Raw genomic sequence first — 16755 nt, forward strand, 5'->3', positions numbered from 1 at the left:
AACATTCTGGTTCAGCCGGGCTGCGTATACTACGCTTTTCGCCCGCAGAGTCAAGCGCTGATTCACGTTGCTCTGCCTGACCTCACACGTTTTGTCAGCGTTGTGTCGGTCAGTGGTGGCGCATTATAGGGAGTTCTTTGGCGCTGGCAAGCGTTTATTAAAAAAAAACTTCCGTTCGCGGCTTTTTTCAACCAAAAACTGAAAAAAAGAACAAATCAGTTATTTTTCACTCGCTATTTCAAGGAAATCATCAGCAAAATGATCGACTTGCTGCCAGTCAGTGTATTCAATCTCTTTGGTTATATCAGTTTCTCCACCTGTCATCCTCATGATCAGTTTAACCATTACACGATCAAACCAGCGATAACGAGGATAAAGTAACGCACCAGCAAAAACACCACACAGATCTGGCTGCCAAGGGGTATTAAGCAAAAATTTACGAACATACACATTCGTTTCAGGTGTACGCTTCTCTGGTTTCCTTGCCGTCAGATTCACGCCAAAAAATGCAGTTGGCATTTTATTCAGTTGTTGTTGATGACGAACAGCAAATTTTTTCAATGCTAAACTAAAATGACCATATCTGATTGAAGCTCCAATCATAACTTTGTCATAAGATTTCAAATCGATTGTTTCTGCGGTTGCTAAATCTCTGAGATCACATATCTGCCCTGCTCTGCGTAGATTCTCAGCAATGCGGGTAATAATTTTCTTAGTCTGCCCATCCCGGCTGGAGTAAAGCAATAAACAGTTCATAGCGATATCCTTCTTTCAATAGATTATTCACGCCAGAAGGTCGGTGTAAATAAAACTAACAAAGTAAATACTTCCAAGCGACCAAACAACATTGTTATAACTAATATCCATTTAGCCGCAGGATTCATTGCAGTGAAATTATCAGCAACAACCCCCAACCCAGGCCCTAGATTATTCAGTGTAGCGGCTATCGCAGAAAAAGCAGAAAGTTCATCTACGCCAGTAGCGATAAGTAATAACAAACTGATGATAAATACCAAAGCATAAGCAGAGAAGAATCCCCAGACAGCTTCAATAATACGTTCAGGTAATGCTCTTCGCCCTAATTTTAGGGTATAAACCGCATTCGGATGAACCAACCGCTTCAACTCACGGGAACCTTGGAGGAATAGCAACAAGATACGAATGACTTTCAGTCCCCCCCCGGTCGAACCCGCACAGCCACCGATAAAAGCAGAACACAACAGCAGTATTGGCAAAAATGACGGCCAACGGGCAAAGCTATCTGTACTAAACCCAGCCGTTGTCGCCATTGAAACAACCTGGAAAAAAGCTTGATTCAGTGTCTCCATTCCCGATTTATAAACAGCATAGTGCCATAAGATAAAAGTACAGATAATCACCAGTGCTAATTGAATAAAGATGAACATACGGAATTCAGGGTCTCGCCAGTACACTGTCAGACTGCGCCCCGTTAACACCGCGAAATGCAGACCAAAATTACAACCAGAAATCAGCAGAAAAACCGCAATGATAGTATTTATCACAGGGCTATTAAAATAACCGATACTGGCATCATGAGTAGAAAATCCACCAATTGCAATGGTTGAAAAGCTGTGGGAAATAGCATCAAAAACTGACATACCAGCCGCCCATAACGCCAGAGCACAGGCAATTGTCAGTAACACATAAATCAACCACAAAGTTTTCGCTGTCTCAGCAATTCGTGGACGCATTTTATTATCTTTCAAAGGCCCTGGCATTTCAGCCCGATAAAGCTGCATCCCTCCGACCCCAAGCAGAGGCAGTATTGCAACAGCCAGCACAATAATCCCCATCCCCCCCAACCATTGCAACATCTGCCGATAGAAGAGAATTGCTTTAGGCAAGGTGTCAAGCCCAATAAGTGTTGTAGCACCCGTTGTTGTTAAACCAGAGAAAGATTCAAAGAATGCATCTGTAATAGAAAGATTTGGCTGCTCAGAAAAGATGAAAGGTAAAGCCCCAACACTACCAAGTACCGTCCAAAACAAAACAACGATAAGAAACCCTTCCCGAGGCTTTAATTCATGTTTTTGCTCCCGGTTTGGCATCCAAAGCATCAAACCAATAACTAAAGCAAAAATAAATGTCTGACTAAATGCACGCCCAGCGCCATCACGATAGATTAGTGCTACCAACCCTGGAATAATCATGGTGACAGAGAAAAGAATGACAAGCAGCCCAACAATACGGGTTATGGCACGAAAATGCATTCAGCTGGTTCCTTAGAAATCCAGTTAACACAGTTAACAGAGAATATTTACAGATCAGGTGTTAAATACAGTACACCACGACTCAGATCACGTAATTTATCACCGACTTCACCCACCAAGGTAGCAGGAAGTGAAATTCGCAAAGTAACACTCTCTGCATATTCACTGGCAATAATCTGCCCCTCTGATTTCTGTAATAACTGTTCAATCATAGAGATATGGGCATATTCACACTGCAAGGAGCAAATTTTCTGTGGAACCATATATTTTGTTTCCAATAATTTCAGCGCCTGTTGGACACTATTTCCATATGCCCTTACTAATCCACCGGTACCTAATTTTATTCCGCCAAAATAACGAACAACAACTGCGGTTATTTCACCGATATTATTTCCCATAAGCTGAGATAGCATCGGCTTACCTGCGGTCCCTGAAGGCTCTCCATCATCAGAAAAACCCAATTGTTGTGAATCATCCGGAGCACCAGCAACAAATGCCCAGCAATGATGCCGGGCATCAGGGTACTGAGCTTTGATTTGCTGGATAAATACCTTAGCTTCATCTACTCCACAGGTATGCTCCAGCAGGGTAATAAAGCGACTTTTTTTAATCTCCTCAGTCAAACTCACTGGAGCTGCGGGTATCAAATAAGGCTTCATTATGGTAGTTGCAAATCCCTAGTCATATTTTCCACCTTATTTTCATGGATAACAATGTTGTCTTCAATACGAATACCGCCGAACGGTTTAAACATCCCAATTTTATTCCAGTCAAAATGCTTACTGAACTCACTTTCACGCCAAGGTGCAAGCAACGACTCAATAAAATAAAGGCCAGGCTCGATAGTTAGCACCATACGGGGTTCCAGAATACGGGTACAACGCAGATATGGATATATAGCCGGAGCTGCTAAATGTGTACCGGTATCATCCTGCATAAACCCTGCCGCATCATGGACCTGCAATCCAAGAGGATGACCAATACCATGTGGAAAGAATGGTGTTGTTAGCCCTTTTTCAACGATGGCTTCTTCACTAACACCTTTAACAATGCCGTGTTTTTTCAACAATTTAGAAATCCTATGATGCATCTGAATATGATATTCAGTGTAGCAAACTCCTGCTTTAATCGTACTGATTAGCGCTTTTTGTTCCGCATTCATATCTTTAATCAGAGCAGCAAATTCGTTATTACTTTTTGCTGAATAAGTACGGGTGATATCTGCTGCGTAGCCATTATATTCAGCACCAGCATCAATCAGGAAACTACGCATTTCCGAAGGCGCATTATGCTGCAATACGGTGTAATGCAAAACAGCCGCATTTTCATTTATAGCAATAATATTGTCATAAGGCACATCTGTATCACGATGACCTGTTGCCATCAGATAAGATATATTAATATCAAATTCACTCATTCCAGCCTGAAATGCCTCATGAGCTGCCAGATGCCCAACAACAGCCGTTTTTTGCGCCTCACGCATACAGGCCAGTTCATAATTTGTTTTATATGAACGATAGAAATGCAAATAATCCAGAACAGCTTTCGGATTGATATTATGTTCAGAAAAATCAAGTTCTTTTGCCCTTGGTTGTGAACAACCAATATAAGCAACATTCTGTTTCACATAAGTACTTAACTCTGAATTGATATCTCCGGTATTTGCCAGATGAATCATTTCAACTTCTTTAGTCCAGTAGCTGGTTGGCAACGGTTCTACGCTGTGCCAATAATCTATCGGTGAATAAAACCATAATTTAGGCTTATTAATACCATCTACCCATAACCAACAATTAGGTACTTTAGTTACGGGTACCCAAGCTTTGAAGTGAGCACTAACTTTAAAAGGATAGTCTCTGTCATCTAGGAAAATACGCTGTAATTCACCGGAGTGAATAAGCAGAGCATCCAATTGATTACGGGCCAGTACTTCGCGCGTACGTTGTTGCAATGTAGAGATATGTTCGTGATACAGAGATGCCAACTTTTCCATTTCAATTGACCTTTTTTTATTTTATGGCTGAACCATTAGCTTATCACAATCATTGATATTTGCAGGTATCACGCGAAAATCATCCCAATTTATCAGATCCCGCTAACTCCTTATTTATAAAAATATAAAAACAACTATTGTTAATGAGATACAAATCTCACTTGTGATCACCCTTGCAAAAAACTAATCACTCATTTGCATTTACTTAACATAATAACCACAATCAAGCCTATCTGGTCATACCAGATGGTATGCGCTCATTTAGGAGAACGACATGCTCTATCAAAGTGAAACAATTCAAGTAAGCTGGCTGAAAGATGGCATTGCTGAACTGGTTTTCAATGCCCCTGCCGCTATTAATAAACTGGATACCAAAACTGTTGCATCTCTGGATAAGGCTGTCGCCAATCTGGAACAACAAACTGAATTAAAAGGCGTTTTATTACGCTCTGATAAAGCTGCATTTATTGTTGGTGCAGACATTACTGAATTTCTCTCTTTATTCGATGCACCTGTAGAAAAACTGCAAGAGTGGCTTGATTTCGCAAATAGCATTTTTAACCGGATAGAAGATTTACCCGTCCCAACCATTTCAGCAATAAATAGTTATGCTCTTGGTGGCGGTTGTGAATGTGTTCTATCTACAGATTTCCGTATCGCCTCCCCCGATGTGCGCATTGGGCTGCCAGAAACCAAGCTTGGTATTATGCCTGGTTTTGGCGGCTCAGTTCGCCTTCCACGCCTCATCGGGACGGATAACGCACTGGATATCATTGCTGCTGGTAAAGACATTGGTGCAGAAGAAGCATTAAAAAACGGCCTGATTGACGCCGTTGTCCCTGGTGAAAAACTAATTAATTCCGCAATATCAATGCTGGAACAAGCTATTGCAGGGAAACTTGATTGGAAAGCAGCACGCCAGCCAAAGTTAGAACCCTTGAAACTCAATGAAGTTGAACGTGGCATGAGTTTTAGCGTGGCAAAAGGTATGGTGATGAAAGCTGCCGGTCCTCATTACCCTGCGCCTATTACCGCAGTTAAATCCATAGAAAAAGCCGCTACACTTGGCCGTGATAAAGCACTGAAAGTGGAAGCCGCCAACTTTATCCCTCTTGCACAGACGAATGTTGCCCGTGCTTTAGTCGGCATTTTTCTTAATGACCAGTACATCAAAGGACTGGCGAAACAACATCTGAAAAAAGTAACAATACCTGAGTATGCCGCAGTTCTGGGAGCAGGAATTATGGGTGGCGGTATCGCCTATCAATCTGCCCGCAAAGGGGTTCCTGTCATGATGAAAGACATCAGTCAGAATGCCCTTGAATTAGGAATGAATGAAGCGGCGAAACTTCTGAACAAACAGTTTGAACGCGGCCGTTTGGATGCCATAAAAATGGCGAAAACCCTCTCTTCTATTCAACCTACATTAAATTATGCCGGCATCGAACAGGCTCAAATAGTGGTTGAAGCAGTAGTAGAGAATCCTAAGATCAAAGCGGCTGTACTATCAGAAACTGAAACTCTGGTTAATGAAGATTGTGTTCTGGCATCCAACACTTCAACAATTCCAATTTCAGAACTAGCTAAGTCGCTAAAACGCCCGGAAAACTTCTGTGGTATGCATTTCTTTAACCCAGTGCATCGTATGCCACTGGTTGAAGTGATCCGCGGTGAAAAAACCTCTGAAAAGACAATTTCAACTGTAGTTGCTTACGCCAGCAAAATAGGTAAAACACCTATTGTCGTTAACGACTGTCCGGGATTCTTTGTAAACCGAGTGCTACTCCCTTATCTCCTTGGCTTCGGTATGTTATTACGTGATGGTGGTGATTTCCGCCAGATAGACAAAATTATGGAGAAGGAATTTGGCTGGCCGATGGGTCCTGCTTACCTTATTGATGTCATTGGTCTTGATACCGCCTATCATTCTCAATCAGTCATGGCTCAAGGGTTCCCGGATCGTATGCAGCGTGATTATAAAGATGCTATTGATGTTCTATATGAAAATCAACGCTACGGACAGAAAAACGGTATCGGTTTCTATAAGTACACTCAGGATAAGAAAGGCAAACCAAAGAAAGAGCAGGACGAGCAAACAGATCAACTGTTGGCAACCATCTGCCAACCGAAGAATAATTTCTCCGGTGAAGAGATCATTGCCCGTACTATGATTCCAATGATCAACGAAGTTGTCCGTTGTTTGGAAGAAGGTGTCATTACCAGCCCGGCAGAAGCGGATATGGCTCTGGTTTATGGTATTGGTTTCCCTCCATTCCGCGGTGGTGTTTTCCGTTATCTGGAAACAATGGGAACAGCAAATTACGTTAAAATGGCTGAGAATTATGCTCACCTCGGTGCTCTTTATCAGGTACCACCTGGTTTGAAAGCCAAAGCTGAACGTAATGAAAGTTACTACCCTACAGCAGCAACGATTGCTGTCAGCACCGGAACAACAGCGTGAGGTCTGGAAACATGGAAAATGTAGTCATTATTGATGGCATCCGCACCCCAATGGGGCGCTCAAAAGGTGGTGCATTCCGTCAGGTCCGGGCTGAAGATCTCTCTGCTCACCTGATGAAAGAGATATTTAAACGTAATCCGGCAGTACAGAAACACAAAGTAGATGATATCTACTGGGGCTGTGTTCAGCAAACTCTGGAGCAAGGCTTCAACATTGCCCGTAATGCTGCACTACTGGCTGATATCCCTCACGCTGTACCTGCCGTGACCGTTAACCGACTATGCGGCTCATCAATGCAAGCACTGCATGATGGTGCCCGCATGATTATGACCGGAGAAGCCAGTGTCACACTGATTGGTGGTGTAGAACATATGGGCCATGTTCCGATGACTCATGGTGTGGATTTCCATCCTAAAATGAGCCTGAGTGTCGCCAAGGCCGCAGGAGTTATGGGTTTAACCGCCGAAATGCTGGCAAAGATTCACCATATCAGCCGTGAAATGCAGGATGAATTTGCACTTCGCTCTCACCAACGTGCAACACAAGCAACGCAATCAGGTGCATTCTCCAATGAGATATCACCAATTTATGGTCACGATGCCGATGGCATACTAAAACTGTTTGATTATGATGAAGTTATCCGTCCAGATACCAATCTGAAAGATCTGGCAGCTCTGCGTCCTGTCTTCGATCCGGTAACAGGCTCGGTTACAGCAGGCAGCTCCTCTGCCTTATCCGATGGTGCATCTGCGATGCTGATAACCAGTGAAAGCTATGCTAAAAATCTGGGACTAAAACCTCGCGCCCGTATCCGTTCAATGGCTGCTGTTGGTTGTGATCCTTCCATTATGGGATATGGCCCTGTCCCTGCTACACAGAAAGCTCTCAAAAAAGCAGGTTTAGAGCTGGATGATATTGGCGTAATTGAACTAAACGAAGCATTTGCCGCTCAATCAATTGCCTGCATGAAAGGTCTGAATTTGCTGGATCGCATGGATGACAAAGTGAACCTTAATGGTGGAGCAATCGCTCTCGGGCATCCATTAGGCTGTTCAGGTGCTCGCATTACAACAACATTGTTGAATCTAATGGAGCGCCACGATGTTCAGTTTGGGTTGGCAACCATGTGTATCGGTTTAGGCCAAGGTATTGCCACTATTATAGAAAGAATGGATTAAGAACTTATCTGTAGAAAATATTATAACTGAGTCGTTGTTGCCGTAATTCCCGCCTGTCAGGGGCGGGTTTTTTTTTATTATTATTTTAAATGAATTCGAAAGCATCGCCATACATGTTGTCAGCAGAAGCATCACGCTCACTACAAAAACGCTCACGAGCAATTTTTGCCATTTCAAATCGCCCTGCAATATAGATATCATAATTGGCTAAACTACCAAAATCCTCTAGTACCGCTTTGAGCACGGTTCCAGTACGTCCACACCATCCATTCTCCGACTGTTCAACAACCGGAACAACCATCAGATTAGGATAACGCTCTGTAAGTAATTGTAATTCAGCAAGATCATATAAATGTTGTGATTCTCTGCCACCCCAATAAATAGAGATCTGGCGCTCAGGTTGTTCTTCTAACGCTGTCAGCAATATAGAACGGGTATAAGAAAAACCCGTCCCTCCCGCAATCAATAACAGTGGATTAGTGCTGCTCTGCCGGAACCAAGCCTTACCATGAGGGATATCAACATTGACCACTTTCTGATCCAAAATTCTATCCATCACAGCCATCGCATATAAATTCAGCTCAGAAGCACCAATATGCAGTTCAATAAACTTCTTTTCTGAAGGCGTTGATGCCATTGAAAACGGACGTTTATCTCTCGGATCCATCACCACCATCAGATACTGACCGGCGCGGAATGAGAACGGAGAATCCGGAAGTAACCGTACCCGATAAACCGTCTCCGTAATAGCCTCTACAGAGGTTACTTTACAGCTCAGTGTTGTCATGCGTTCCCTCTTATGGTCCTAAAATATCTAATTCATCCCAAATCTTGTTGACGTGGGTACGCACTTCTTCACTCATCACAATAGGGCGTCCCCATTCCCTCTGCGTTTCCCCCGGCCATTTATTCGTTGCATCCATTCCCATCTTTGACCCTAATCCTGAGACTGGTGATGCAAAATCGAGATAATCGATTGGTGTATTCTCCATTAATACTGTATCTCTTGCCGGATCCATTCGTGTAGTTATTGCCCAAATGACATCGTTCCAGTCTCTGGCATTAATATCATCATCACAAACAATAACAAATTTTGTATACATAAATTGCCGCAGATACGACCAAACTCCCATCATGACTCGCTTGGCATGACCAGCGTACTGTTTCTTCATGGTCACAACGGCAAGACGATAGGAACAGCCTTCCGGCGGCAGATAAAAATCGACAATTTCAGGAAACTGCTTTTGTAAAATCGGTACTAACACCTCATTCAATGCAACCCCTAGCACAGCAGGTTCATCTGGCGGGCGACCAGTATAAGTCGAATGATAAATAGCATCATGGCGCTGAGTAATATGCGTCACAGTGAACACTGGGAACATATCGATTTCATTATAATAGCCTGTATGGTCACCATATGGCCCTTCTGGAGCTAATTCGCCAGGCTCAATATATCCTTCTAATATGATCTCAGCACTTGCTGGTACTTCCAGGTTATTTGAAAGACATTTCACAACTTCTGTTTTATATCCTCTTAATAACCCAGCAAATGCATATTCCGATAACGTGTCAGGAACTGGCGTCACAGCACCTAATATTGTTGCGGGATCGGCACCTAACGCAACAGCTACCGGGAAGCGTTTTCCTGGATGTGCCTGACACCATTCCTGAAAATCAAGGGCTCCACCACGATGAGATAACCAGCGCATAATGAGTTTATTTTTACCCAGCACTTGTTGGCGATAAATACCAAGATTTTGCCGCTCTTTATTCGGACCACGGGTTACTGTCAGCCCCCAAGTAATCAGCGGAGCAGCGTCTTCTGGCCAACAGTGCATTATAGGAAGACGGGTTAAATCTACATCATCACCAACCCAAACTTGTTCCTGACAAGGCGCACTATTAAGCCGTTTGGTCGGCATATTAAGAACTTGCTTAAATTTCGGCAGCTTCTCCACCAAGTCTCGAAAACCTTTCGGAGGATCAGGCTCTTTCAAAAAAGCCAGTAACTTACCGACATCGTGCAAAGCCTTAACATCTTTCTGCCCCATCCCCATAGCAACACGCTCAGTGGTACCAAACAAATTACACAATACAGGCATTGAATAACCTTTGGGATTTTCAAACAGTAAGGCAGGACCACCAGCGCGAAGGGTACGATCCGCAATTTCAGTCATCTCTAAATAAGGATCAACTTCGAGACTGATACGTTTCAATTCACCTTTCTGTTCCAACAAGGTCAGAAAATCTCTTAAGTCACGGTATTTCATACTATCCATTCATGCCGGTTTTTAAGGGGGAAGACATTATAAGCTATCCCACTCAGCTTTTTTATGTTTTTATCGCAAGACTACAAATTAAACCAATAACTTACTAAAAAGCAATGGGTTTAATTCAACCTTGCGACCTCAAAGTCAAATACAACGCAATGGGACCCAATTAGCTAATACTTTGGTTTCAAATTGCTCAGGGAAAAATTTATTGTGTTGGAATATTTTAAACCCTTCATTCTTACCACTAAAATAACGCAGTTCTTCGCCATCAATATGCAAACCACTACCTTCACGTAATGCAATCACTATCTCTTCTGGGTTCATTGCACAGAATTCAGCCAAACGTTCATCACGAGTCTCCCCCATATGACCACTAATACGGCTATCAATGTAATGAGGGTTAATTTGTATGGGGAACAATCCGATGGACGGCATGACAACAGTGTTACGAACAGGCATATCATTAGTAGTACGAATACTTGGCGTCGCCACATTGCAACCAGCACTCCAACCAATATACGGAATATTACGTTCACGCACTGCGCGCTGGATGGGTACAATCAAACCGTTTTCATGTAATAGCTGATTCAGTAACCAAGTATTTCCTCCACTAACCAAAATACATTCTGCATTCTCAATCGCCTGAACAGGAGAGTTAAAACGTTCAATATTTGTTACCCTTATTCCTAAAGCTTCTCCAAGCTCTTTAGCTCGCTGCTCATGATCACCTTGAATAACCGCGTATGCAATCAACACCGCAGAGCAAATAGCGCGTTTCTCAATCATTACATCTAACCGCTCCTTGGCATAACTCAACCAATCCGGATTACCTGAAAGTTTGCCATTACTCAGCAGAAATACTTCCATCTTTCTTTTCCTTATATTAATTGCAGACAGAATCACCAGCATTATATTGATCGCTTTACCTATGGCTTACCATGATATTACTCACAGCTTTTTTACTAAGAAACGCAGTATCTACTCATAACAATAAATATCTATCATCAAACAATTATCACTGAGATAATTCCTGTAATGCCCTTTCCTATTTTGCTATGCTTAATAGTCATTGGATCAAGGTTAAATAAACATGGAAAACTGGTACCTCATCTACTGTAAGCGTGGGCAAATTTCACGAGCAATAGAAAATCTGGAACGACAGGATGTTGCCTGCCTGACTCCTACCGCAAAAATTGAAAAAATAACTCGCGGTAAACGTACTGTGAATACAGAACCCCTTTTTCCTAATTACCTATTTGTTCAGTTTGACCCAGAAGTTATTCATACCACGACTATCCATTCAACACGTGGCGTTAGCCATTTTGTTCGTTTTGGTATACGCCCAGCTATCGTACCGGACGCTCTTATTAATGAAATCATGTCTGCAACAGAGCAAGAATATGTATCACCAGATACACCTGTGACCGGTGATACGGTATTAATTACTGAAGGGATATTTGAAGGATTGCAGGCTATCTACAATGAGCCAGATGGAGAAACCCGCTCTATTCTATTACTGAATATTCTGAATAAACAATTACCTAAAGCGCTTGATAACAAACAGTTTGTGAAGCTTTAATCAGACAAAAAACGGGCAGAATTCACATTCACCCGTTTTTAATCAAATATTAAAACCTCTGCTCATATAACTGTTGAGCAACCTGTTTTGCAAAATATGTCAGTACACCATCTGCTCCTGCACGCTTGAAGCATAGCAAGGACTCTATAATGACCTGTTCCTGCAACCAACCATTCTGAATCGCAGCCATGTGCATAGCATATTCGCCAGATACTTGATAAGCAAAGGTCGGCACACCAAAGGTGTCTTTTACCCGGCGGATCACATCCAGGTAAGGCATACCCGGTTTGACCATTACAGTATCGGCACCTTCCTGCAAATCCTGTGCAATCTCCTGCAATGCTTCATCACTGTTAGCCGGGTCCATCTGATAGGTTTTTTTATTACCACCTTTCAGATGACTACTTGAACCAATAGCATCACGAAACGGACCGTAATAACCCGAAGCATACTTAGCAGAATAGGCCATAATCTGAGTATTGACATGGCCTTCCGCTTCAAACAACTCGCGGATTGCACCAATACGTCCATCCATCATATCGCTCGGTGCGACAATCTCAGCCCCAGCCTCTGCATGCGACAGAGCCTGTTTGACCAAAATTTCTTTGGTTACATCGTTAATCACATAACCATCTTGATCGATGATCCCATCCTGACCATGTGTAGTAAATGGATCTAATGCCACATCAGTCAGCAATCCCAATTCAGGAACAGCATTTTTCAACGCACGAACCGTACGTTGAACCAACCCATCAGGGCCATAAGCTTCTTTCGCATCCAAAGATTTTTTATCTGCTTCAATAACAGGGAACAGAGACAAAACAGGAATACCCAGTCGGGCAATCTCTTCAGCTTCTTTCAGCAAAAGATCCATTGTCAGACGATACACTCCTGGCATAGAAGGTACTTCTTGACGACGGTTAGTGCCTTCCATGACAAACACCGGATAGATTAAGTCATTAACAGTTAATTGATTTTCAGCAACCAAACGACGGGAAAAATCATGACGGCGCACTCGGCGCATACGGCGACCAGGGAAAGTTCCTGGAAATGCATAGCTCATATAGCTCTCCTAACTCAAACCCAGCGCATAGACGCTGGGTTAATTAATATGCTATCGCTTTGAGTTAATTATCTTAGCACTACAGAACAACATGTTAAGATTACTATTATCACCTTTCCGTATTTGCTTCTGATGTTTGCTCTTCTTCTGAACGATCTCCCAGTTTGCGCTGTCCGGTGTAGAAACGGGAAAGCAAAATCCCCAATTCAAACAGTAGATACATAGGAATAGCGAGTAAGGTTTGTGAGAAAACATCCGGCGGCGTTAATAACATGCCAACAACAAAAGCACCTACCAAAATATACGGCCGTTTTTTCTTCAGGGATTCGGGTGTAACTACCCCACTCCAGCACAATAAAATAATGGCAACCGGTACTTCAAAAGAGACACCAAAGGCCATAAATAGTGCCATGACAAAGCTCAAATAATTACTAATATCCGTTGCAATCAGAACCCCTACAGGAGCTGTCTTAGCAAAGAATCCAAAAGCAATCGGAAACACAACAAAGTAAGCAAATGCCATCCCCAAATAGAACAACAGGCTACTGGAAACGAGCAGAGGGATCATCAAACGACGTTCATGCTTATATAACGCGGGCGCAATAAATGCCCATACCTGATAGAGAACCATAGGTGCAGATACGAATATAGACACCATAATGGTTAGCTTTATTGGTGTAAAAAAGGGAGAGGCAACATCCGTCGCTATCATACTGGCACCTTGAGGTAATTGCTTAATCAAAGGTGCAGAGATCATCTGATAGATATCGTTAGAAAAATAGACCAACGCTAAAAAAACCACTAATACAGTAAGTAAACTGTTTAGAATTCGCTTACGCAGTTCAATAAGGTGACTGATAAGTGGTTGAGTATCATCAACAGCCATGTTTTTGTGTTCACCATTAACTTAATCAGAAGTTTTTTTCTTCGTTTCAGAAACCGCTTTATCATCCACCAGAGAAGATGATATGGGCGAAGCCACAATCTGAGACTCTGCTGGCTTTTGAGCCACCTCATCTGTTTCTGATGCTTTCATATTCCCTGCATCAGGCTCATTTTGGTATGCCTTTTTCAAAGACTCAGCCGCTTCTTTTAGCTCATCCATCGAAGCTTTCAATTCCGGGGACAAATTCTGTAACCCCGCCTCTTCTTCGACTTTTTTCAGGCTTTCCTGGAGCTCTTGCAATTTCAGCTCCTGAGCAAGCTCATTTTGGACGTTAGCCGCTAAAGAGCGTAATGCTCTGATCCAACCGGCAACCGTTTTAACTGCCACAGGTAGCCGTTCTGGCCCCAGAACCACCAAGCCAATGACCATAACCAACAGCAGTTCACTAAAACCAATGTCAAACACGGTTTATACCTGCTCTTTGTTTTTGCTCTCAGATGATTCAGATTGAGCGGCAGATTGCTTTTCAGCAATGTTTTTAGTCTCAAAATCAGCATCATTACTGGTTTTCTGAGCTTGCTGAGGCGGATTATCATCCCCTATCGCTTTTTTAAAACCTTTAATAGATGCTCCCAGATCAGACCCCAGAGTACGGAGTTTGTTTGTGCCGAATAACAGTACTACGATGACAGCAATGATGAGTAATTGCCAAATACTTATACCGCCCATTCTGGTTTACCTCTTTAACAGGGATTATCATTGATAGCTCATTATACGACGAACTATATATTCGAAAATACCGAAGACAAATTTTACTTTGTTTTACTTAACTCACACCAGCCAAACAGCCATGAGACGACACCCGCGCCCATAAACAACCAAGGAATATTGACTAAGCCAGACAACAAAAACAAACTCCCACAAAGAAACAATGTCGCACCAACACCGAGCAAATACTGCGACTGTCGCTGTTTTGTCTGCTGCCCTTTTAACTGATCTGATAGCTTCTCAATGTTGGCTTGCAAATGTTTATGCTGTTGAAGACTGTCATACACTAATTCAGGTAGTTCCGGCAACTTTTCTGCCCAATAAGGTGCTTTTTCTTTCAGCGCCCGAATAATAGCCGGCAATCCAACCTGACTATGTAACCACTCCTCCAGAAAGGGTTTTGCTGTTTTCCACAAATCAAGCTGTGGATAGAGCTGTCGTCCTAACCCTTCTACATACAAAAGCGTTTTTTGCAGAAGCACTAACTGAGGCTGCACTGCCATATGAAAACGGCGGGCAGTATTAAATAGATTCAGAAGAACATGACCAAACGAAATTTCCGCCAGTGGCTTCTCAAATATTGGCTCACAAACTGTACGGATTGCAAATTCAAAGTCTTCGACATTAGTATCACTGGGAACCCAACCTGAATCCACATGAAGTTCAGCAACTTTCCGGTAATCACGATTAAAGAAAGCGATAAAATTTTCCGCCAGATAACGTTTATCATCTTTATTAAGCGAACCAACAATACCGTAATCAATACCAATATAAAACGGATCTTCAGGATGCTCATAACTGATAAAGATATTTCCCGGATGCATATCCGCATGGAAAAAACTGTCACGGAAGACTTGAGTAAAAAAGACCTGTACTCCCCGTTCAGCCAGCAATTTCATATTGGTATTCTGCGCTTCCAGTGCTTCAATATCAGAAACCGGAATACCATAAACTCGTTCCATCACCAAAACATTTTCACGGCAATAATCAGAATAAATTTCCGGTACATAAAGCATTGAGCTATTTTCGAAATTACGGCGAAGCTGAATTGCATTAGCGGCTTCACGCAGTAAATTCAGCTCATCAATCAACGTCTTTTCGTATTCCCGCACCACTTCACGAGGGCGTAAACGACGCCCATCAGGCAACAGCATCGGTACCCAATTAGCCAGGCGATACATTAACCGAATATCCGCTTTGATAACCGGCAGAATATCAGGGCGGATGACTTTGATAACAATTTCCTGACCGTTCTCTTTTAACCGGGCAGTATGTACCTGCGCAATTGAAGCAGAGGCCAAAGCTATAGGTTCAAAATCATCAAACCAAGTTTCCAGCGGCCCCCCTAAAGAAGCTTCAATATATTGACGAGCCAAAGCACCGTCGAAAGAGGCAACCCGGTCTTGCAACAATGCCAGTTGATCAGCTATTGCCGGAGGAAAAAGATCACGCCGTGTTGAAAGCATCTGTCCAAATTTAATCCAGACAGGCCCTAACTCCTGTAAGGCAAGTCTCAGCCTCTCTCCAAGCGATTTATCTTTATGTCTATTCGGGATCCAAAACAACAAATAACGTCCAAAACGAAGAGGCCAAGTCAAACGAATTCGAGGAATCAGCTCATCCAATCCGTAAGAAAGAAAAACCCGTATGATCAAATAAAGGCGCCTTAATTCACCTGGAGTCATATTTTTCCTCTAATACTGCCAATCGTTGTTCTATTTGACTGATATCTTTAGTCAACACGCTGACTTCTTCGCTGAAATAAGCCACTTCAAGCGCATTTGGCACCAGTTTCCATTCTTCCGTTAATGTTTCCACCAGATAATTTTTCTGACATTCTATTGAGCCGGAAACAAACTGAAATCCCTTTTTAATGGCCTGGCTGATACCTTCAGCAGCGATATCCCCGAGATAAGGGGAAAGATAATGAGCCAAATCCCATTCAACCATATCCAACAAAGCAGACCATTGCTGAACAACCTGCATATCCCCTTCAATAACCATTTCACCACTATTGAGCAACCTGGAAATTTGTTGTCGATCTCGTAGCTTAAGCAAAGCAGCAAAGTTAGTTTTAACGGTGCAATCGGCCGCTTCAGCCCATTGACTTAATACATCCACTTGTTTTTCACTGAATACTAATGTGAGTGGTGTATTCATTTCTTCCAGTTCAATCGACAAAACTTTGCCCACCAGCCGCATACGTGCAGGTCGTAATACTGGTTCGCGGTACAACAAGTGGTTCAACGATCTTTCCATCACTGCGGTTAAAACCGGCATAAGTGTGGAATTAATGGCTGTACTCAGTGATGGTTTTTCCATC

Annotated in this window: 16 protein-coding genes; 3 read left to right on the top strand and 13 right to left on the bottom strand. The window is 42.7% G+C overall.

Annotation, left to right across the window (positions count from 1 at the left end):
* Positions 1-219 precede the first annotated feature (219 nt).
* Genes hemG through pepQ form a run of 4 tightly spaced genes read right to left on the bottom strand, consistent with a single transcriptional unit; the run spans position 220 to position 4224 of the window.
* A complete protein-coding gene (hemG, locus tag PTE_RS11705) occupies positions 220-756 on the bottom strand; it encodes a menaquinone-dependent protoporphyrinogen IX dehydrogenase (protein WP_036846625.1) in 537 nt (178 codons plus the stop codon).
* A 23-nt stretch (positions 757-779) separates the two neighbouring features.
* Positions 780-2231 carry a Trk system potassium transporter TrkH gene (gene trkH, locus PTE_RS11710; protein ID WP_036846628.1) on the bottom strand — a complete coding sequence of 484 codons (1452 nt, stop codon included), beginning with the start codon at positions 2229-2231 and terminating at the stop codon, positions 780-782.
* Positions 2232-2278: 47 nt separating this feature from the next.
* Positions 2279-2890 (bottom strand): IMPACT family protein, encoded by a 612-nt coding sequence (locus PTE_RS11715; protein ID WP_036846631.1) that lies wholly within the window; start codon positions 2888-2890, stop codon positions 2279-2281.
* Positions 2890-4224: a Xaa-Pro dipeptidase gene (gene pepQ / locus PTE_RS11720; protein WP_036846633.1), complete on the bottom strand. Its 1335-nt coding sequence runs from the start codon at positions 4222-4224 to the stop codon at positions 2890-2892. Before pepQ ends, PTE_RS11715 begins: the two co-directional genes overlap by 1 nt.
* 274 nt (positions 4225-4498) lie before the next feature.
* Between pepQ and fadB the strand changes: the two genes are divergently transcribed.
* Positions 4499-6685, top strand: a complete 2187-nt coding sequence (gene fadB / locus PTE_RS11725) for a fatty acid oxidation complex subunit alpha FadB (protein ID WP_036846636.1) — start codon at positions 4499-4501, stop codon at positions 6683-6685.
* Positions 6686-6696: 11 nt separating this feature from the next.
* Complete coding sequence (fadA, locus tag PTE_RS11730) at positions 6697-7863, top strand: acetyl-CoA C-acyltransferase FadA (RefSeq protein ID WP_036846638.1); 1167 nt, start codon at positions 6697-6699, stop codon at positions 7861-7863.
* Between the two features lie 85 nt (positions 7864-7948).
* Here the strand turns inward: fadA and fre are convergent, their stop codons facing one another.
* The 3 genes from fre to pepE form a co-directional block, all read right to left on the bottom strand.
* A complete protein-coding gene (gene fre / locus PTE_RS11735; protein ID WP_036846640.1) occupies positions 7949-8650 on the bottom strand; it encodes an NAD(P)H-flavin reductase in 702 nt (233 codons plus the stop codon).
* A gap of 10 nt (positions 8651-8660) precedes the next feature.
* Entirely contained in the window at positions 8661-10133 is a 1473-nt protein-coding gene (gene ubiD / locus PTE_RS11740; protein ID WP_036846643.1) for a 4-hydroxy-3-polyprenylbenzoate decarboxylase, read from the bottom strand.
* A gap of 144 nt (positions 10134-10277) precedes the next feature.
* On the bottom strand, positions 10278-11003 hold the full coding sequence (pepE, locus tag PTE_RS11745; protein WP_036846645.1) for a dipeptidase PepE: 726 nt from the start codon (positions 11001-11003) through the stop codon (positions 10278-10280).
* A 223-nt stretch (positions 11004-11226) separates the two neighbouring features.
* Here pepE and rfaH point away from each other — a divergent pair, with 223 nt between their 5' ends.
* Positions 11227-11715 (top strand): transcription/translation regulatory transformer protein RfaH, encoded by a 489-nt coding sequence (gene rfaH, locus PTE_RS11750; RefSeq protein WP_036846652.1) that lies wholly within the window; start codon positions 11227-11229, stop codon positions 11713-11715.
* Between the two features lie 49 nt (positions 11716-11764).
* On the opposite strand, the gene hemB is transcribed toward rfaH, so the two are convergent.
* The 6 genes from hemB to ubiJ form a co-directional block, all read right to left on the bottom strand.
* Positions 11765-12778, bottom strand: coding sequence for a porphobilinogen synthase (hemB, locus tag PTE_RS11755; protein ID WP_036846654.1), 1014 nt, complete (start codon positions 12776-12778; stop codon positions 11765-11767).
* A 109-nt stretch (positions 12779-12887) separates the two neighbouring features.
* Positions 12888-13664: a Sec-independent protein translocase subunit TatC gene (gene tatC / locus PTE_RS11760; RefSeq protein WP_036846657.1), complete on the bottom strand. Its 777-nt coding sequence runs from the start codon at positions 13662-13664 to the stop codon at positions 12888-12890.
* A gap of 21 nt (positions 13665-13685) precedes the next feature.
* Entirely contained in the window at positions 13686-14129 is a 444-nt protein-coding gene (gene tatB / locus PTE_RS11765; protein WP_036846660.1) for a Sec-independent protein translocase protein TatB, read from the bottom strand.
* 3 nt (positions 14130-14132) lie between these two features.
* The gene (tatA, locus tag PTE_RS11770; protein WP_021325746.1) at positions 14133-14393 is read right to left on the bottom strand and encodes a Sec-independent protein translocase subunit TatA; all 261 of its coding nucleotides are present in this window, start codon (positions 14391-14393) and stop codon (positions 14133-14135) included.
* A gap of 83 nt (positions 14394-14476) precedes the next feature.
* Positions 14477-16117 (bottom strand): ubiquinone biosynthesis regulatory protein kinase UbiB, encoded by a 1641-nt coding sequence (gene ubiB / locus PTE_RS11775; RefSeq protein WP_036846663.1) that lies wholly within the window; start codon positions 16115-16117, stop codon positions 14477-14479.
* Positions 16104-16754 carry a ubiquinone biosynthesis protein UbiJ gene (ubiJ, locus tag PTE_RS11780; protein WP_036846667.1) on the bottom strand — a complete coding sequence of 217 codons (651 nt, stop codon included), beginning with the start codon at positions 16752-16754 and terminating at the stop codon, positions 16104-16106. The genes ubiB and ubiJ overlap by 14 nt, the downstream gene beginning before the upstream one ends.
* Position 16755: the final 1 nt, after the last annotated feature.

The organism is Photorhabdus khanii NC19, assembly GCF_000517265.1.
Classification (GTDB): domain Bacteria; phylum Pseudomonadota; class Gammaproteobacteria; order Enterobacterales; family Enterobacteriaceae; genus Photorhabdus; species Photorhabdus khanii.